A 16,864-nucleotide genomic window follows, 5' to 3' on the forward strand; every position below is an offset into this window, starting at 1 on the left:
TTGTGGGGCACGCCTAAAACAGCGGCGCGTCGGGAAGTCTTCCCGGCAACAGCGGGACTTTTTCCGTATCCGCCCAGCACCCTGGCGCTCCACCCTGTGCAGGCCAAAACCTCCACTGGGAACTGCAACCATGATAATAAGATCGCTACCCGCCCGTTCGCCGCTGAGCCTTGCCGTGCAGGCTTTCCTGCTGGTCGGCAGCCTGTCCTTGAGTGCGGCCAGCTTCGCCGCCGCCGACCCTGCCGCGCCGTCCACCGCAAAGGCGACGCGCAACGTCACCTGGGAAGACATCGCCAACGACCACCTGACCACCAAGGACGTGCTGCAATACGGCATGGGCACCAACGCCCAGCGCTGGAGCCCGTTGGCCCAGGTCAACGACAAGAACGTGTTCAAGCTCACCCCGGCCTGGTCCTACTCGTTCGGTGATGAGAAGCAGCGCGGCCAGGAATCCCAGGCCATCGTCAACGACGGCGTGGTCTACGTCACCGGCTCCTACTCCCGCGTGTTCGCCCTCGACGCGAAGACCGGCAAGCGCCTGTGGACCTACAACCATCGCCTACCCGAGAACATCCGCCCGTGCTGTGACGTGGTCAACCGCGGCGCGGCGATCTTCGGCGACAAAATCTACTTCGGCACCCTCGACGCGCGCCTGATCGCCCTCGACAAGAACACCGGTAAAGTGGTGTGGAACAAGAAGTTCGGCGACCACGCCGCCGGTTACACCATGACCGGCGCCCCGGTGCTGATCAAAGACAAGGTCAGCGGCAAGGTGCTGCTGATCCACGGCAGCTCCGGCGATGAGTTCGGCGTGGTCGGCCAGTTGTATGCGCGCGATCCGGACACCGGCGAAGAAGTGTGGATGCGCCCGTTCGTCGAAGGCCACATGGGCCGCCTGAACGGCAAGGACAGCACCCCGACCGGCGACGTGAAAGCCCCGTCGTGGCCGGATGACCCGACCACCGAAACCGGCAAAGTCGAGGCCTGGAGCCACGGCGGCGGTGCGCCTTGGCAGAGCGCGAGCTTCGATGCCGAGACCAACACCATCATCGTCGGCGCCGGCAACCCCGGCCCGTGGAACACCTGGGCGCGCACCGCCAAGGACGGCAACCCACACGACTTCGACAGCCTCTACACCTCGGGCCAGGTCGGCGTCGACCCGAGCACCGGCGAAGTGAAATGGTTCTACCAGCACACCCCGAACGATGCCTGGGACTTCTCCGGCAACAACGAGCTGGTGCTGTTCGACTACAAGGACAAGGACGGCAAAGTGGTCAAGGCCACCGGCCACGCCGACCGCAACGGTTTCTTCTACGTGGTCGACCGCAACAACGGCAAGCTGCAGAACGCCTTCCCGTTCGTCGACAACATCACCTGGGCCAGCCATATCGACCTGAAAACCGGGCGTCCGGTGGAAAACCCAGGCCAGCGTCCAGCCAAACCGCTGCCGGGTGAAACCAAGGGCAAGTCAGTGGAAGTCTCGCCGCCGTTCCTCGGTGGCAAGAACTGGAACCCCATGGCCTACAGCCAGGACACCGGCCTGTTCTACATCCCGGGCAACCAGTGGAAAGAGGAATACTGGACCGAAGAGGTCAACTACAAGAAAGGCTCGGCGTACCTGGGCATGGGGTTCCGCATCAAGCGCATGTATGACGACCACGTCGGCACCCTGCGCGCGATGAACCCGACCACCGGCAAGGTGGTGTGGGAGCACAAGGAAGCGCTGCCGCTGTGGGCCGGCGTGCTGGCGACCAAGGGCAACCTGGTGTTCACCGGCACCGGCGACGGTTTCTTCAAGGCCTTCGACGCGAAAACCGGCAAGGAGCTGTGGAAATTCCAGACCGGCAGCGGCATCGTCTCGCCGCCGATCACCTGGGAACAGGATGGCGAACAGTACATCGGCGTCACCGTCGGCTATGGCGGCGCGGTGCCGTTGTGGGGCGGCGACATGGCCGAGCTGACCAAGCCGGTGGCACAGGGTGGGTCGTTCTGGGTGTTCAAGATCCCGAGTTGGGATAACAAGACCGCGCAGAAGTAACCCTTTGCGGGGAGCGTCAAGCCACGCGCCCCCGCTTTCCTTCCTTAGAGGCCTAGCCATGAAATACCTGCCCCTCTTGCTCCTGCTCTCCCTGTCCGTGGCCCACGCCGACGACGGCGACGACGGCGACGACGCCCCGCTGGTCATCAACGGTTGCACCATCGCCGAACACAGCCAATGCCCCGGCGCCAACCTCAAGGGCGCTAACCTGAGCAACCAGAACCTCGCCAAAATGAACCTGGCCGGCGCCGACCTGCGCGATGCGGACTTGCGCCACGCCAACCTCGACCTGGCCAACCTGGAAAAAGCCCAACTGCAAGGCGCCAACCTGACCCGCGCCAGCCTGCAACAAAGCAACCTACGCCTGGCCGATTTCACCGGCGCCACGCTGATGGCGATCCAGGGGTGGGGCTTATTTGCCCAAGGCGCGCAGTTTGAAAACGCCAACCTGAGCGCGGCCTACCTGCAATTCGCCCGGCTGTCCGGGGCAAAAATGCACAAGGCCAACCTGCGTGCGGCGGATCTGGAAATGACCTGGCTGAGCAAGGCCGACCTGCAAGGGGCGGACCTGAGCGATGCTAATTTGCAAGAGGCCAAGTTCGATGAGAGTAACCTGGAAAGCGCGATCCTCACGGGCGCGCGGCAGCATTATGCGAATTTCCAGGATGCCAATATGGAAGGCTGCAAAGACTGCCCTACCACCTGGAATCGTTAGACCACCACCATTCAAATGTGGGAGGGGGCTTGCCCCCGATAGCAGTGTGTCAGCCAATACATGCATGACTGATCCACCACTATCGGGGGCAAGCCCCCTCCCACATTTGAATGCTGTGAAACAGAGAGGAATTTGTCAGCCCGCCACGCGCACCACGCCCATGTCGATGCCCAGGTGCACCAGTTCGGCATGGGAACTCACCTGCAACTTGCTCTTGAGCAAGGTCAGGTGGTTGGACACGGTCTTGCTGCTGATATTCAGTTGCTCGGCAATGGTCCGTGTGGGCGTGCCCCTGGCCAGCATCAGGAAAATTTCCAGCTCACGCGGCGTCATGCCCTGCAAGCGTTGATCGCTTGGCGTGTAGGCCAGCTCGGTGGCCAGGGCCTGCTCGATATAGGCGTGGCCGTCGAGGATGCGCCGCACCGCTTCGATCAACACCTCGGGCGCCGAGCTTTTGGTCAGGTAGCCCGCCGCGCCGGCCTCCAGGGCTTGGCGCACCAGCGGCAGTTCGTCGTGCATACTGAAGAACAACACGCGCAAGTGCGGCAGGCGCTGGCGCAGGCGGCGCGTGGTTTCCAGGCCGCTGATGCCGGGCAGGCCGAAGTCCATGATCACCAGGTGCGGCACCGCTTCCTGAACCCGGCTCAGCGCCTCTTCGCCGCTGGCCGCCTCGCGTACTTCAATGGCCGGCAACAGCGCACGCAACAGGCTGGCATAGCCCTGGCGCACCACCGCATGGTCATCCACCAACAGAATATTCATCAGGCCTCCAATGGCATGTTCAACGCCAGCGCCCAACCGGCGCCGGGGTGGCTGAGGATTTTCAGTTCGCCGCCCAGGCAGCGCGCGCGTTCGTACATCGAATACAGACCGACGCCGGGACGCTGCGGCGTTTGCGCACCCCGCCCGTTATCGCGCACCCACAGGCGCAGACGCGAACCGCGATGTTGCAGGCGTACACGCACCTGGCTGGCGTCGGCATGCCGCACGATGTTGGTCAGGGCTTCCTGCAGCAGACGATAGAGATGAGTCTTGCTCGCCCCGGACAACGCCGGCAGGTCCGCACTGACCCGCAGCCGGCAATCGATGCCATGGCTGGCCTGCCACTGCGTCACCAGCATCGCGAACGCCTCGGCCACCGGCAGGTGTTGCAGGGCCACCGGGTACAGGTCGTGGACCAGCGCACGAAAGCCTTGCTGCAGGTGGTCGCAGTGATCTTCCAGTTGCCCCACCGTGCGCGCCAGCAACTGCGGTTGGTCGGTGACCAGACGCAACAGGCAGGCCTGGGCGCGAATACCGGCCAGGTATTGGCCGAGGTCATCGTGCAGGGTCTGGGCCAGGTGGTTGCGCTCCTGCTCTTGCACCGCCATCAGGGTTTGGGTCAGTTGGGTGTTGTCGGTGTGTGCCTGCTCCAAGGCATCGGTCATGCGATTGAAATGCAGCGCCAGTTGCCGCGCTTCCGGCGAACCGGCGCTGCGCAGGCGCACATTGAGCTGGCCGGCGCAGACCTGTTGCAGCGCGCGCAACAGTTCGTCGAGTACGCCCATGCCACGGCGCACCGCCCAGCGGATGGTCAACAGGCTCAGTGCCAGCGCCAGGGCGCACAGGCCCAACAGTTGTTGCAGGGAGTCCCAGACTTCGTCGATCTCATCACGCGGGTCGACCACGATCGACACGCGCCGCCCGTCCGGTAAGTCCATCACCTCGGCGCTGCGCCGTGCCTCGGCGAACAACAGGCGCCCGAGCCAGGCGTCCAGGCCGTCCACCTCCGGAGTTGGCAAGGTCGCGTCGGCGGCCAGCCAATGCACGCGCACATGCCGCAGGCTGGCGGTGAGATGCGGTTGCAGGCTGGCCGGGTCGCGCTCGGCGGTTGCGCTGAGGTAATGCACCACCGCTTCGGCCGATTGCAACTCACGCTCCACATCCGTCAGGGCCTGATGCAGCAACAGCGCGGTGCAGGCGCAGGTGACCAAGGCGAAGAAACCGCACACCCATAGGTTGATGCGCCACAGTGCCGACATACCTAGTGCGCCACGCTGGCGGGCACGCTCAGCGCCGGGCGTGGTGCGTGCAGCTTGTCGACGCCGATCAGGCTCACGATCAGCAGGAACGGCAAAAGCAGCGCCTTGAGGATTTGCATGATCGTTCATCTCCCGGATGGACACGGTGGGGGTAACCCATGCTAAGACCCCACCCCCTGCGCGGGGCTACTACCTTGGTACTGGCTCAGCGGTACTTTCTGCATATTTGCAGCGGCCTCAAGGGTTCCTATGCTGGCGCAACCTGACATGGAGTGCCTTATGCGCCAGCTCGCCCCCTACGCCGTGCTCTACCTGCTGGCGATTGCGTGCGCCGCCGGGGTGGCTACCGCCAGCCAGGCCGCCGAGGCGCCGTTGGCGGTGCAGATCGGCTACCTGGGCTATCGACCTGATCCGGGGCCGCTGCTGTCGAATGTGATTCCCGAGCCCGCCGATGCCGGGCAGCGTGGCGCGGAGCTGGCGATCATCGACAGCAACAGCACCGGCGCCTTTCTCAACCAACGCTACAGCCTGGCCACCGCCACGGTGGACAGCCCCGACGCCCTGCTCGCCGCCGCCCAGGCCCAGCACGCCCAAGGCCTGCGCCTGTTCGTGGTCAACGCCCCGGCCGCCAGCCTGCGCCAACTCAGCGCGGCCTTGCCCGACAGCCTGCTGTTCAACGCCGGCAGCCCCGATGACAGCCTGCGCAGCACCGATTGCCTGGGCAACGTGCTGCATACGCTGCCCAGCCGGGCCATGCTCGCCGATGCCCTGGCGCAATTTCTGGTGGTGCGCAAATGGCAGAAGGCGTTGCTGATCGTCGGCCCCACCGAGGATGACCAGGCCTACGCCGCCGCCCTGCGCCGCGCCGCCAAGCGCTTCGGGGTGAAACTGGTGGCGGAGAAAGCCTGGCGCTTCGATAACGACCAACGCCGCAGCGCCCAGGCGGACATGCCGCTGTTCACCCAGACCGCCGAATACGACGTGGTACTGGTGGCGGACGAGCGCGGTGACTTCGGCGAGTACGTGCCCTACCAGACCTGGTACCCGCGCCCCGTCGCCGGCACCCAGGGCCTGACGCCCACCGGCTGGCACAAGACCGTCGAGACCTACGGCGCCGCGCAATTGCAAAAACGCTTCGAGGCCCTGGCCGGGCGCTGGATGAACGACCGCGACTTCGCCGCCTGGATGGCCGTGCGCAGCGTCGCCAGTGCGGTGAGCAAGCTGCGCCAGGTCGACCCCATGACCCTCCGCCAACTGGAGATCAGCGAGCAACTGCCGCTGGACGGCTTCAAGGGCCGCAAGCTCAGCTATCGCCCGTGGAACGGCGAACTGCGCCAACCGATCCCCATCGTGCAACCGCGTGCCCTGGTCAGCACTTCGCCCCAGGACGGTTTCCTGCACCCCTTCAACGAAATGGACAGCCTGGGCTACGACAAGCCCGAGGTGACCTGCCGCTTCCCCTGATCGCTCACACAATAATAAGGAATCCGCCATGCGCCGCACCCTGCTCTCATGCGCCCTGCTGCTTGCCGCCGGGCACGCCGTGGCCAGCACCGCCTGGGTCTCCAACGAGAAAGACAACACACTGAGCCTGATCGACATGCAGACCCTGCAAGTCACCGACACGCTCAAGGTCGGTCAGCGCCCACGCGGCCTGCTGCTGTCCCATGACAGCAAGCTGCTGTACATCTGCGCCAGCGATTCGGACCGCGTACAGGTGATGGACGTGGCCACGCGCAAGATCATCAAGGAATTGCCCTCCGGCAAAGACCCCGAGCAGTTCGCCCTGCACCCCAACGACCGCTGGCTGTATGTGTCCAACGAAGACGACGCACTGGTCACGGTGATCGACACCGAGACCTCCAAAGTACTTGGCCAGATCAGCGTCGGCGTCGAGCCCGAAGGCATGGCCGTCAGCCCGGACGGCAAGTGGGCGGTGAACACCAGCGAAACCACGAACATGCTGCACTGGATCGACACCAGCACCCAGACCCTGGCCGACAGCACCCTGGTGGATCAGCGCCCGCGCTTCGTCGAGTTCAACCACGATGGCTCGCAACTGTGGGCCTCGGCAGAGATCGGCGGCACCGTGACCATCCTCGATGTGGCCAGCCGCGCGATCCTCAAGACCCTGACCTTCAAGATCAAGGGCGTCCACCCGGACAAGGTGCAGCCGGTGGGGATCAAGCTCAGTTCCGACGGCAAGTACGCCTTTGTCGCCCTGGGCCCGGCCAACCATGTGGCGGTGATCGACGCCAAGACCTTCGAGATCCTCGACTACCTGCTGGTGGGCCGCCGCGTGTGGCAGATGGCATTTACCCCGGACGAAAAACAGTTGCTGGCCACCAATGGCGTCAGCGGCGATGTGTCGGTGATCGATGTGGACAGCCTCAAGGTGCTCAAGTCGGTGAAGGTCGGGCGTTATCCGTGGGGCGTGGTGGTCACGCCATGAACGCCCTGGAGGTGCGCGACCTGAGCTTCGCCTATGGCCCGCGCCAGGCCTTGCACGAGGTGAGCTTCAGCCTGGCACCGGGGCGCTTTGCCGCGTTGCTGGGGCCAAACGGTGCCGGCAAGTCGACCTTGATCGCCCTGCTCACGCGCTTGTACGACCTGCAAAGCGGCGACATCCGCGTGGGCGGCCATTCCCTGCGCGACGCACCGCGCGCAGCCCTCACGCAACTGGGGGTGGTGTTCCAGCAAAGCACCCTGGACCTGGACTTGAGCGTCGAACAGAACCTGCGTTATCACGCCGCGCTGCACGGCTTGTCGCGGCGCCAGACCGACGTGCGCGTCGCCGCCGAGCTGGCGCGCCAGGCCCTCACCGAACGGCGCCGCGAAAAAGTCCGCGAGCTCAACGGCGGGCACCGGCGCCGCGTGGAAATCGCCCGGGCGTTGCTGCATGAACCGCGCTTGCTGCTGTTGGACGAAGCCAGCGTCGGCCTCGACCCCGCCAGCCGCCTGGCGCTGAACCAGCACGTGCGCAGCCTGTGTCTTGAACAAGGCATTACGGTGCTGTGGACCACCCATCTGCTCGATGAAGTGCAACCCGACGATGCGTTGATGATCCTGCACCAGGGCCGCTTGGTGGCCAGCGGGCAGGTCGATGCGCTGATCCTGGAACAGGGCGGCGACCTCGGCAGCGTGTTCGCGCGCCTGACCCGCGCCACTTCAACGGGAGCCCCGGCATGAATGCTTACTGGCAATGCTTGCGCGGCATCGTGCTGCGCGAGTGGCTGCGCTTTGTGTTGCAGCGCACGCGGTTTCTCAGCGCCCTGGTGCGCCCGCTGTTGTGGCTACTGGTGTTCGCCGCCGGGTTCCGCGCCGCACTGGGTATCTCGGTGATCGAGCCCTACGACACCTACATTCCCTACGAGGTCTACATCATCCCGGGGCTGGCCTGCATGATCCTGCTGTTCAACGGCATGCAGGGTTCGCTGTCGATGGTCTACGACCGCGAGATGGGCAGCATGCGCGTGCTGCTGACCAGCCCGCTGCCGCGCACGTTTTTGCTGTGTAGCAAGTTGCTCGCCACCGCGTTGATTTCGCTGTTGCAGGTGTACGGGTTCCTGGCGATCGCCTGGGTCTACGGCGTGCAACCGCCGGCCATGGGGCTGTTGATCGCCCTGCCGGCGTTGCTGCTGGTGGCCTTGATGTTGAGCGCCCTGGGCCTGCTGCTGTCGAACGCGATTCGCCAACTGGAGAACTTTGCCGGGGTGATGAATTTCGTGATCTTCCCGCTGTTTTTCATATCGTCGGCGCTGTACCCGTTGTGGAAGATGCGCGACTCCAGCGAGTGGCTGTATTGGCTGTGCGCAATCAACCCCTTCACCCACGCCGTGGAACTGGTGCGCTTTGCCCTGTATGAACGCTTCGCCGGCCTGGCCCTCGCGGTGTGCCTGGGCTTGACCGTACTGTTCGCGGTGTTGGCGGTGCTGACCTTCAACCCACAGCATGCGGCGTTGCGCAAAAAAGGCTGAGGGCGGCAAAAACTACTACTTTAGTACTGGTTTTCATGTCTATCGTCGCATTCCCAAGGGCTCGGGACTCACGTGTAATGGGCGCATAACGATAAGGATCGCCCTGCCATGCTGCCTGCCCGACTGCCCTTGTTGGCACTCCTGTGCCTGTTTGCCGCCAACGTACAGGCCGATACGCCACTGTTTTCCGCCGACGGCTATCGCATCAGCCTGTACCGCAGCCCCACGCCCGATCACGTGCAGGGCGCGACGATCATCGACACCCCTGCCCTGCAAGCCCTGCTGACCCAGACCCCGGCCCCGGTGCTGATCGACGTGTACCGCCGCCAGTGGCTGCAAGGCCGCTTCATCGAAGACCAGCCCCACGCCAACCTGCCCGGCAGCCGTTGGCTGGCCAACACCGGCGACGGCGATCTCACACCGGAGTGGCAAAGTTATTTCGTGCGCCATGTGTACGCCTACAGCGGCGGCAACCTCGCGCGACCGTTGGTCTTCTACTGCCGCTCCGATTGCTGGCTGAGTTGGAACGCGGTAAAACGTGCCGCCAACCTGGGCTATACCTCTGTGTATTGGTATCGCGACGGTCTGGATGCCTGGGAAGCGGCGAAACTGCCGGTGTCGGTCGCCCAACCCGAGCCATTTGAATAACCACAATAAGAAAGGTGAACGGCCATGTACAAAATCCTGATTGCCGATGATCACCCACTGTTTCGCGAAGCGATGCATAACGTCATCAGCGACGGTTTCCCCGGCAGCGAAGTGATGGAGACCGCCGACCTGGACAGCGCCCTGGCGCTGACCCAGGAACACGACGACCTCGACCTGATCCTGCTCGACCTGAACATGCCCGGCATGCACGGCCTCAATGGCCTGATCAACCTGCGCAACGAATCGCCGACCATCCCGGTGGTGATCGTGTCCGCCGAGCAGGATAAACAGATCGTGCTGCAGGCCATCACTTATGGTGCCGTCGGTTTTATCACCAAGTCGTCGCCGCGCCTGCAAATGACCGAGGCGATCCAGCAGATTCTCAACGGCAATGTGTACCTGCCGCCGGACATCATCCGCACCCAGAAACCCGGCACCCACCGGCGCCTGAACGAAAACCCGGGCTTCGCCCCGGAATTGCTGCAGGCGTTGACCCGCAAGCAGTTGCTGGTGTTGGAGCGGATGACCAAGGGCGAGTCGAACAAGCAGATTGCCTACACTCTGGAGATCGCTGAAACCACGGTGAAGGCCCATGTGTCGGCGATTTTGCGTAAGTTGAATGTGCATAATCGGGTGCAGGCGATTCTCAGTGCCGGGGATATTGATTTTGGTTCTTACCTGCGCCGCTGATCTTCCAGAAACAACATAGAACCCTTGTGGGAGGGGGCTTGCCCCCGATAGCGGTGGATCAGTTACAGATGCAGTGGCTGACAGTCAGCTATCGGGGGCAAGCCCCCTCCCACATTGGATCTCCATTTGATCTCTGGATCGCTGTTTGAGGAGCGTTCGGTGGTCACTTGCCTAAGAGGTGGCTCATCGCGGTCTTGAGCTTCATCGGCCGCACCGGCTTGTGCATCAAGGTGTGCCCCAGCTCGCGAATCTGCAGTTTCAGCTCGTTGCTGTAGTTGGCGGTGATCATCATGGCCGGGATCGGGCTGGCGCGCCGGGCGTTGATGCGGGCCACGGCGTCGACGCCGTTCTGCTCATCGTCGAGGTGGTAATCGGCGATCAGCAGGTCGGCCTCGGCGTGGTAGTTGTCCACCTGCCGCGCCAGGTCTTGTTCCGACAACGCGGTGACCACCCGGCAGCCCCACCCCTCCAACAACGTGCGCATTCCCGCGCAGATCGCCGCGTCGTTATCGAGCACCCACACGCGTGCGCCTTGCAGGCGTTCCAGCATCGGTTCGCTCATGCACGGCTGGGGCAGCGATTTGGGCGCGGTGGCGCTCAAGGGCACGTCCACCGCGAACATCGAGCCCTTGCCCGGCCACGATTTGACGGTGATGCGATGGCCGAGGATGCCGGCGATTTTTTCCACGATGGCCAGGCCCAGGCCCAGCCCGCGATCCTGGTCGCGCCGCTGCACATCGCCGCGTTTGAACTCCTGGAAAATTTCCTCCAGGCGATCCTCGGCAATGCCCATGCCGCTGTCCCAGACCTGGATCGACAAGCGTTGATGCTGGCGTCGACAGCCCAGCACCACGCGCCCCGAATAGGTGTAGCGAATGGCATTGCTCAGCAGGTTGCGCAGAATCCGCGCAAGCAACTGGATATCGCTGCGCACCAGCGCCGAGCAGCCGATGAAGTGCAACTCCAGGCCTTCGCTGCGCGCCAGTTGGGTGAACTCGACGGCCAGATTGTCGAGCAGTTCGCTGAGGGCGAACGGGGCAATATCGGCTTTGATCACCCCGGCATCCAGCTTGGAAATATCGACCAGGGTGCCCAACAGGTTTTCCACGTCTTCCAGCGAGTTGCTCACGTTGCGTACCAGGGTTTCATTGGCCTGGGGTTCGCGGCGTTCGAGCAAGGCGCCAGTGAACAGCCGCGCGGCGTTCAGCGGTTGCAGCAGGTCATGGCTGACGGCAGCAAGGAATTTGGTTTTCGACAGGTTGGCCTGCTCGGCTTCGAGTTTGGCTTCGCGCAGGCGCGATTCCACGCGGCGGCGTTCGTCGATTTCGCGCAGCAACTGGTCGTTCAGCGAAGTCAGCTCCGAGGTGCGCTGGGCGACGCGCAGTTCCAGGTTTTGATAGGCCTGGTGCAAGGCCTCGGCGGTGCGCCGGCGCTCGGTGATATCGCGGATCAGCACAAAGATCCCCACCACTTCGCCACTGGCCAGGCGGTTGGGCACGTAGGAGCGCAGCATGTAGCGCTCCTGGTTGTTGATGTTGGTTTCAGCGAATTCGAAGGTCACGCTCTCCCCCGCCAGCGCCTGCGCGACGTAGGCATCCAGGCGCTGACAGTGTTCTTCGCTGTGGACTTCGCGCAGGCTCTGGCCGAGCATCATGCCCCGCGGCCAGCAGTACCATTCTTCATAGACCTTGTTGGTGAATTCATACACCAGGTCGGCATTGAGGTAGCCGATCAGGGCCGGCACATGGTCGGTGATCAGGCGAATCCAGCGCTCGCTCTCCTGGGCCTTTTGCGCCGCAGCCTGTTCACGGCGCAGGGTCTCGGCGCGCAGCCGGGCGTTGATCAGCAAGTGGTTGCTGGCGCGCAGTTCGGCCATCGCCTGGTTCAGCGCGTCGGTGCGCTCGCGCACTTGTTCGGCCAGCACCACCGAGTGCTGGAACGTGGTGTAGGGGTCGTTGCCCTGGGTCACCCCGGACTCGATGCGCTCGATCAGCGCCGCGTTGATCCGTGTCAGTTTGTGATTGTCCAGGCGCAGCCGCGCCAGCTCGGCCAACAGTTCATTGCGATCCAGGGGCGCGTCCTCGGGCAATGGCGACGCCGGTGAAGGTCTGGTTGATGTGCATGCCATTGAACTGTTCTCCGTAGGTGTTGAACCCCATCACCCGCTGGTCGCGCAAGTAGCTCCCGATCTGCTCGAGGGTGCCGCTGTCTTCCAGCTCCAGGCGGCGCAGGAAGCAGTCGCAGCCAATGGTCAACAGCAGCTCGCCGAGGCGCGATTGCAGGCCGTCGAACAGGGTTTGCAGGTTCGGCAGGATCGGTCCGGGTTTCATCACCGTGAGGACGATGCCGTTTTCCACGGCGCAGTAGAAACTCAGGCTCAGGTCGTCGTGCACCTGCTGAATCGCCCTGACGTAATACTGGTCGTGGATACGCACCGCCAGCGGGTGCGCGGCGAAGACGCGGTGGTCGAGGTCGGCCACGGCCACGCCGATATGCCGCGCATACTCCTCGGCGGCGGGTTCGGCGTTGAGCTCGAATACCCGCCGCGACGGGCTGTCGGCGCCGGTCACCACGAGTTTTTCCGCGCGCGGCAGAATGTGGTGGGTGGTGAACACTTCGAAGTCCAGCCAGGTATTGACCAGCACCACCACGGCCGCGCCGCTGTGGAACACGCCGTTGAAATACACGTGGGTGTGCGTGAGGTAATTGTCGTCGCCGGCCGAGCCGCCGAAATGCGGGATATCGCCGAGCGCCGCGCTGAGGGCCGCGAGCACCATTTCTTCACGGCTGGACAGGCCGTCGAGCAAGGTCAGGGCGAAGGTGTTGCCCTTGATCGGCGCCAGGGTGTTGCTGCGACAGCCGCCCACCAGGCGTTCGACCATGTGCTGGGCGTCGATCAGGCTGAAGTGTTCGACCTGGTCGATCAGTTCGGTGGCAATCGAAAAATGCGCGTGATTGAAGCCCATCGCCGTCACGCAATTGCGCCCGTAGCCTTGGGGTGTGATCTCGCCGGCGCTGGTACAACCGACGAGTCGCACATTGCCGAAACAGCGTTGCAGGGCTTGGCCGAGCGCCTGCAGGTCGTAGGAGGCCGAGCAGAAAAACAGCACGAAGCCCAGGTACGGATGCAGCAGTTGCTCGGCCAATTCTTCGGCGGCCTGCTCGGCATCGGTGGCCAGGGACATGGCACTGACTACGCCTTCATGGTTGTGCATCGTCGACTCTCCGCTCTGAGGCATGAGTGTACGAAGGCTGGGGGGGCGGAACCTATGCTACTTGGGTACTGGGTGGGGGGATGCGATGGGATTAGACGCTCAGGGTGCAGGTGATCAAATGTGGGAGGGGGCTTGCCCCCGATGGCGGTGGATCAGTCACTGATGATGTGGCTGAAACACCGCTATCGGGGGCAAGCCCCCTCCCACATTTTGACCGCGTACCACTTGAAGACCAGGCCAGGTCTTCAATGCATTGGCCACTCAGCAGAGGAAGTTGATGGATCAGTTCAGGGTGTAACCCTTCCCACACTTGGATTGCGTTTCAGGTCTTACCAGGTGAGTACGGCACCGACGGCGAAGGTGTCGGTGTCTTCATTTTGGGCGCTGGTGTCATGCCCCTTGATCTGGAACTGGTTGTATTCGGCGACCAGCTTCAGGTTGTCGTTCACGTCATGAAACAGCGCAATGCCGCGGGTTTCATAATCCGCGCCGCTGCCTACCACGCCGTTGCCGTCGTCCTTGGTCTTGCCATACGACAGCGCCAGGCGGTTCTTGCCCAGCTTGTAGGAGCCCTGCATCAGGTAGCCGTTGCTGTCGACATTGCGCAGGGTCGCTTCGCCGGCATTGTTGGTGAAAAACGGGTTGATGCCCTTGGCCTGGAAGCCCGAGCCGGTCAGGGACAGGCCGCCCATTTTCGCCTGCACGCCGTAGCCCACGCCTTTGGAGGTGACGCTGTCGACGTTGGAATCGGTGTTGTCCGAGGTCTGGTAGCTGCCGTTGAGCCAGCTGTAGATCTTCGCCCCGCCCAGGTCGAACTGGTAGGTGATCTCGCTCTCGGTGCGCGGGTTTTCCTGGTAGGCCTTGCCTTGGGGGCTGCTGTCGTTGGTGTCGACCGGGTCGAGGATGCCGACGGCAATACGCAGGCCGTCCATCACCGGGGTGCGGTAGGTGATCTGCGAAGTCGGGAACGGGTACGGGTAGCCGCTGCCGATATTGCCGAACGAAACCCCGCCGCCATCGACCAGGCCGAGGCTGTCGCTGACCTGGCCGTAGCCCGCCAGCAATTCATCGAGCAGGATATTGGAACGGGCGAACAGGCCGAAGTCCTTGCCGATCAGCACTTCGCCCCACTCCGGGTTGGCCACCGTGCCGTAGAACTGGCGCACATCGATGGCGGTGTCGGTGCCGTTGGTTTCGCTGTCGTTGATGGTCACCCAGAACGAGGCACGGGCGCCGAGCTTGAGGTCGTCGACCTGCTTGCTCATGTTGAAGCCCAGGTAGTTGGGCAAAAAGCCCATCTTCACCCGGGCCTGGCGGCGGTCGTATTGGTCACCGGCGCGGTCTACGTTGCTGTTGACGTAGAAGGCGTTGATGTAGCCATCGGTGGAGAAGGTGGTTTCGTCTTTGTCGTACAGCATGATTTCGGCGTTGGCTAACGGGCTCAGGCCCAGGCCGACGAGAAAGGCAGGCAACAGACGCAGGGGGAGATTCTTATTGTTATGCATGGTGCGCTCCGCAACGGGGACGTGATGTCGGAGGCGATTATCGAAAGCTGCCAGGCCACGGCCTACGCTGCCTTGGCGCTGGTTTGCGGGTGCTTTGGGTGGGCCACGGGTGCCCGGCAAGTTCGGTGTAAGACGGGCCGGGTTACAGGCCCGGCACTTAGGGTGTAAGACCGGGCGTGAACCAGTTGCCGAGGACGTTGCGCCGAATCAGCGCGGCGTGCGCGCCAAACGGAACGCACACCTGCGGGGCCAGCTTGATTCAGTTGATGGCGAACTGGGAGACGATCTGCTTGAGGTCCATCGCCAGCTTCGACAGTTCGTGGCTGGCAATGGACGTTTGCCCGGCGGCCGACGAACTCTGGATCGACAGGTCGCGAATGCTGATCAGGTTCTGGTCGACGGAGCGCGCCACATGCGCCTGTTCTTCGGAGGCCGTCGCGATCAACAGGTTGCGGTCGTTGATGTCGGCAATCGCTTCGGTGATCTGGATGATGGCCTCGCCCGCTTCGTGGGCGATTTTCAGGGAGTCCACCGCTTCGCTGCGGTTCATGGACATCGACGACACCGCCTCGTTGGAACAGACCTGGATCTTCGCGATCATCTGCTCGATTTCCTGGGTCGAGGTCTGGGTCCGGTGGGCCAGCGCCCGCACTTCATCGGCCACGACCGCAAACCCTCGGCCTTGCTCGCCGGCCCGCGCGGCTTCGATGGCGGCGTTCAGCGCCAGCAGGTTGGTCTGTTCGGCAATCGAGCGGATCACCTCCACCACCCGTGCGATGTCCTGGGCCTGCTTGGCCAGGCCTTCGACTTCCATACCGGTCTGCTGCACGGTGGCGCTGAGTTTTTCAATCGACGCGATGGTCTGGGTGACACGCTCCTGGCCGATTTTGGCCGAGCGCTGGGAGTCCTGGGTCGACTGGGAGGCCGAAACGGCATTGCGCGCGACTTCTTCCACCGCCGCCGTCATCTCATTGACCGCCGTGGCGGCCTGGTCGGTTTCCATGCTCTGGCGCTCGATACCGGCGCTGGACTCACGGGTGATCGAACTCATCTCTTCGGCAGCCGAGGCCAACTGCCCGGACGCTTCGGAGATGTGCTGCAACGTGGTTTTGAGGTTCATCTGCATCGCGGCGGTGGATTGTTGCAGCGCCGTCAGCTCATCCTTGCCGTTGACGGCGATGGCCACGCGCAGATCACCGTCGGCGATCTTGGAGGTCGACACCAGCAACTCACGCACCGGGGTAATGATACTGCGGGTGAACAGGCTGGCGACCACCACGGTCAGCATCACTGAAATACCCATCAGCACCCAGGTAAACAGGCGAGTCGCGTTGTATTCGCTGGAGGCGACCTGCACCGCCTCATTGGACCCGCGCTCGTTCAAGATGATCAGGTCGTTGATCGAGTTCTGCGCCTTGAGGGCGACGGGGGCTTGCACCCCGCTCAGATAAGCGGCGATCTGCTCGGCGGAGCCTGTGGTGGAGAGCGTCAGAAATTCGTCGATCTTCTGGTTGTAAGTGCCAATACTGCTCATGACTTCGTCATATTTGGCCTGTTCCTCGGGGCTCGACACCAAGGGAGCGTAGCTCTGGGCGATTTTCATCAGTTCCGATCGGATACTTTGAAGGCTATCCCGTGAACTTTGATCCTGCCGGGCGCTGTCCATGGCAAAACGGCGCAACTCCAGACGCAACTTAAACAGGGCTGAATCGATTCTTCCGGCCAGGCGAATACTAGGTAGCCAGTTGCTTTCAATCTCAATGGTTGAAGAATAGACGGAATCGACTTTTACCAGCGTCATGCCCCCTTGTATTAACAGCAGAATGCAAACCACACCGAAACAAAGGGTGGTACGTAGATTCAATTTCAGGGATCTCATGGCCATCTTGATTTACCTTTTGCCTGGACTTGTTAGTTAGGTGGCTTATAGCTACTAATTTGGTTAATAGAACGTGAAAAATTCGTGAGCAATCAAGGAAATTTTTATGATGCGCGAAAAATAATCCGCTCTTTTTAAATTACTTAGCTAAACAACAAAACTCATCCAACCTGAAG

Annotated in this window: 14 protein-coding genes; 8 read left to right on the forward strand and 6 right to left on the reverse strand. The window is 62.8% G+C overall.

Annotation, left to right across the window (positions count from 1 at the left end):
* Positions 1-130 precede the first annotated feature (130 nt).
* Together exaA and U5A08_RS18320 are read left to right on the forward strand one after the other, a co-directional pair.
* Positions 131-2,038 carry a quinoprotein ethanol dehydrogenase gene (gene exaA / locus U5A08_RS18315; protein ID WP_321847872.1) on the forward strand — a complete coding sequence of 636 codons (1,908 nt, stop codon included), beginning with the start codon at positions 131-133 and terminating at the stop codon, positions 2,036-2,038.
* Between the two features lie 58 nt (positions 2,039-2,096).
* Positions 2,097-2,753, forward strand: coding sequence for a pentapeptide repeat-containing protein (locus U5A08_RS18320; protein WP_321847873.1), 657 nt, complete (start codon positions 2,097-2,099; stop codon positions 2,751-2,753).
* A gap of 135 nt (positions 2,754-2,888) precedes the next feature.
* Here the strand turns inward: U5A08_RS18320 and U5A08_RS18325 are convergent, their stop codons facing one another.
* Positions 2,889-3,515, reverse strand: coding sequence for a response regulator (locus U5A08_RS18325; RefSeq protein WP_253396994.1), 627 nt, complete (start codon positions 3,513-3,515; stop codon positions 2,889-2,891).
* The gene (locus U5A08_RS18330) at positions 3,515-4,774 is read right to left on the reverse strand and encodes a HAMP domain-containing sensor histidine kinase (protein ID WP_253396997.1); all 1,260 of its coding nucleotides are present in this window, start codon (positions 4,772-4,774) and stop codon (positions 3,515-3,517) included. Before U5A08_RS18330 ends, U5A08_RS18325 begins: the two co-directional genes overlap by 1 nt.
* A gap of 279 nt (positions 4,775-5,053) precedes the next feature.
* Here U5A08_RS18330 and U5A08_RS18335 point away from each other — a divergent pair, with 279 nt between their 5' ends.
* The 6 genes from U5A08_RS18335 (at position 5,054) to U5A08_RS18360 (ending at position 10,089) form a co-directional block, all read left to right on the forward strand.
* Entirely contained in the window at positions 5,054-6,238 is a 1,185-nt protein-coding gene (locus tag U5A08_RS18335; protein WP_321847874.1) for an ABC transporter substrate-binding protein, read from the forward strand.
* Between the two features lie 28 nt (positions 6,239-6,266).
* Positions 6,267-7,226, forward strand: coding sequence for a YVTN family beta-propeller repeat protein (locus tag U5A08_RS18340; RefSeq protein ID WP_253397002.1), 960 nt, complete (start codon positions 6,267-6,269; stop codon positions 7,224-7,226).
* Positions 7,223-7,963, forward strand: coding sequence for an ABC transporter ATP-binding protein (locus U5A08_RS18345; RefSeq protein WP_321847875.1), 741 nt, complete (start codon positions 7,223-7,225; stop codon positions 7,961-7,963). The genes U5A08_RS18340 and U5A08_RS18345 overlap by 4 nt, the downstream gene beginning before the upstream one ends.
* Entirely contained in the window at positions 7,960-8,751 is a 792-nt protein-coding gene (locus tag U5A08_RS18350; protein WP_017847490.1) for an ABC transporter permease, read from the forward strand. The genes U5A08_RS18345 and U5A08_RS18350 overlap by 4 nt, the downstream gene beginning before the upstream one ends.
* 108 nt (positions 8,752-8,859) lie before the next feature.
* A complete protein-coding gene (locus U5A08_RS18355) occupies positions 8,860-9,399 on the forward strand; it encodes a PQQ-dependent catabolism-associated CXXCW motif protein (protein WP_253397009.1) in 540 nt (179 codons plus the stop codon).
* A gap of 24 nt (positions 9,400-9,423) precedes the next feature.
* Complete coding sequence (locus U5A08_RS18360; protein WP_253397010.1) at positions 9,424-10,089, forward strand: response regulator transcription factor; 666 nt, start codon at positions 9,424-9,426, stop codon at positions 10,087-10,089.
* Positions 10,090-10,252: 163 nt separating this feature from the next.
* On the opposite strand, the gene U5A08_RS18365 is transcribed toward U5A08_RS18360, so the two are convergent.
* The 4 genes from U5A08_RS18365 to U5A08_RS18380 form a co-directional block, all read right to left on the reverse strand.
* Complete coding sequence (locus U5A08_RS18365; RefSeq protein WP_373423766.1) at positions 10,253-12,217, reverse strand: PAS domain-containing hybrid sensor histidine kinase/response regulator; 1,965 nt, start codon at positions 12,215-12,217, stop codon at positions 10,253-10,255.
* The gene (nosP, locus tag U5A08_RS18370) at positions 12,147-13,304 is read right to left on the reverse strand and encodes a nitric oxide-sensing protein NosP (RefSeq protein WP_253397014.1); all 1,158 of its coding nucleotides are present in this window, start codon (positions 13,302-13,304) and stop codon (positions 12,147-12,149) included. Before nosP ends, U5A08_RS18365 begins: the two co-directional genes overlap by 71 nt.
* Before the next feature lie 329 nt (positions 13,305-13,633).
* Positions 13,634-14,809: a porin gene (locus tag U5A08_RS18375; RefSeq protein WP_321847877.1), complete on the reverse strand. Its 1,176-nt coding sequence runs from the start codon at positions 14,807-14,809 to the stop codon at positions 13,634-13,636.
* A gap of 259 nt (positions 14,810-15,068) precedes the next feature.
* Positions 15,069-16,694, reverse strand: coding sequence for a methyl-accepting chemotaxis protein (locus U5A08_RS18380; protein WP_321847878.1), 1,626 nt, complete (start codon positions 16,692-16,694; stop codon positions 15,069-15,071).
* Positions 16,695-16,864 lie beyond the last annotated feature (170 nt).

The sequence above is a fragment of the Pseudomonas paraveronii genome, assembly GCF_963681955.1.
In the GTDB taxonomy this organism is placed as follows: Bacteria; Pseudomonadota; Gammaproteobacteria; order Pseudomonadales; family Pseudomonadaceae; genus Aquipseudomonas; species Aquipseudomonas paraveronii.

Excerpts from the sequence above, each read along its gene's own strand:
- exaA (WP_321847872.1), top strand. The coding sequence starts at position 131 with ATGATAATAAGATCGCTACCCGCCCGTTCGCCGCTGAGCCTTGCCGTG.
- U5A08_RS18320 (WP_321847873.1), top strand. The coding sequence starts at position 2,097 with ATGAAATACCTGCCCCTCTTGCTCCTGCTCTCCCTGTCCGTGGCCCAC.
- U5A08_RS18325 (WP_253396994.1), bottom strand. The coding sequence starts at position 3,515 with ATGAATATTCTGTTGGTGGATGACCATGCGGTGGTGCGCCAGGGCTAT.
- U5A08_RS18330 (WP_253396997.1), bottom strand. The coding sequence starts at position 4,774 with ATGTCGGCACTGTGGCGCATCAACCTATGGGTGTGCGGTTTCTTCGCC.
- U5A08_RS18335 (WP_321847874.1), top strand. The coding sequence starts at position 5,054 with ATGCGCCAGCTCGCCCCCTACGCCGTGCTCTACCTGCTGGCGATTGCG.
- U5A08_RS18340 (WP_253397002.1), top strand. The coding sequence starts at position 6,267 with ATGCGCCGCACCCTGCTCTCATGCGCCCTGCTGCTTGCCGCCGGGCAC.
- U5A08_RS18345 (WP_321847875.1), top strand. The coding sequence starts at position 7,223 with ATGAACGCCCTGGAGGTGCGCGACCTGAGCTTCGCCTATGGCCCGCGC.
- U5A08_RS18350 (WP_017847490.1), top strand. The coding sequence starts at position 7,960 with ATGAATGCTTACTGGCAATGCTTGCGCGGCATCGTGCTGCGCGAGTGG.
- U5A08_RS18355 (WP_253397009.1), top strand. The coding sequence starts at position 8,860 with ATGCTGCCTGCCCGACTGCCCTTGTTGGCACTCCTGTGCCTGTTTGCC.
- U5A08_RS18360 (WP_253397010.1), top strand. The coding sequence starts at position 9,424 with ATGTACAAAATCCTGATTGCCGATGATCACCCACTGTTTCGCGAAGCG.
- U5A08_RS18365 (WP_373423766.1), bottom strand. The coding sequence starts at position 12,217 with ATGGCATGCACATCAACCAGACCTTCACCGGCGTCGCCATTGCCCGAG.
- nosP (WP_253397014.1), bottom strand. The coding sequence starts at position 13,304 with ATGCACAACCATGAAGGCGTAGTCAGTGCCATGTCCCTGGCCACCGAT.
- U5A08_RS18375 (WP_321847877.1), bottom strand. The coding sequence starts at position 14,809 with ATGCATAACAATAAGAATCTCCCCCTGCGTCTGTTGCCTGCCTTTCTC.
- U5A08_RS18380 (WP_321847878.1), bottom strand. The coding sequence starts at position 16,694 with ATGGCCATGAGATCCCTGAAATTGAATCTACGTACCACCCTTTGTTTC.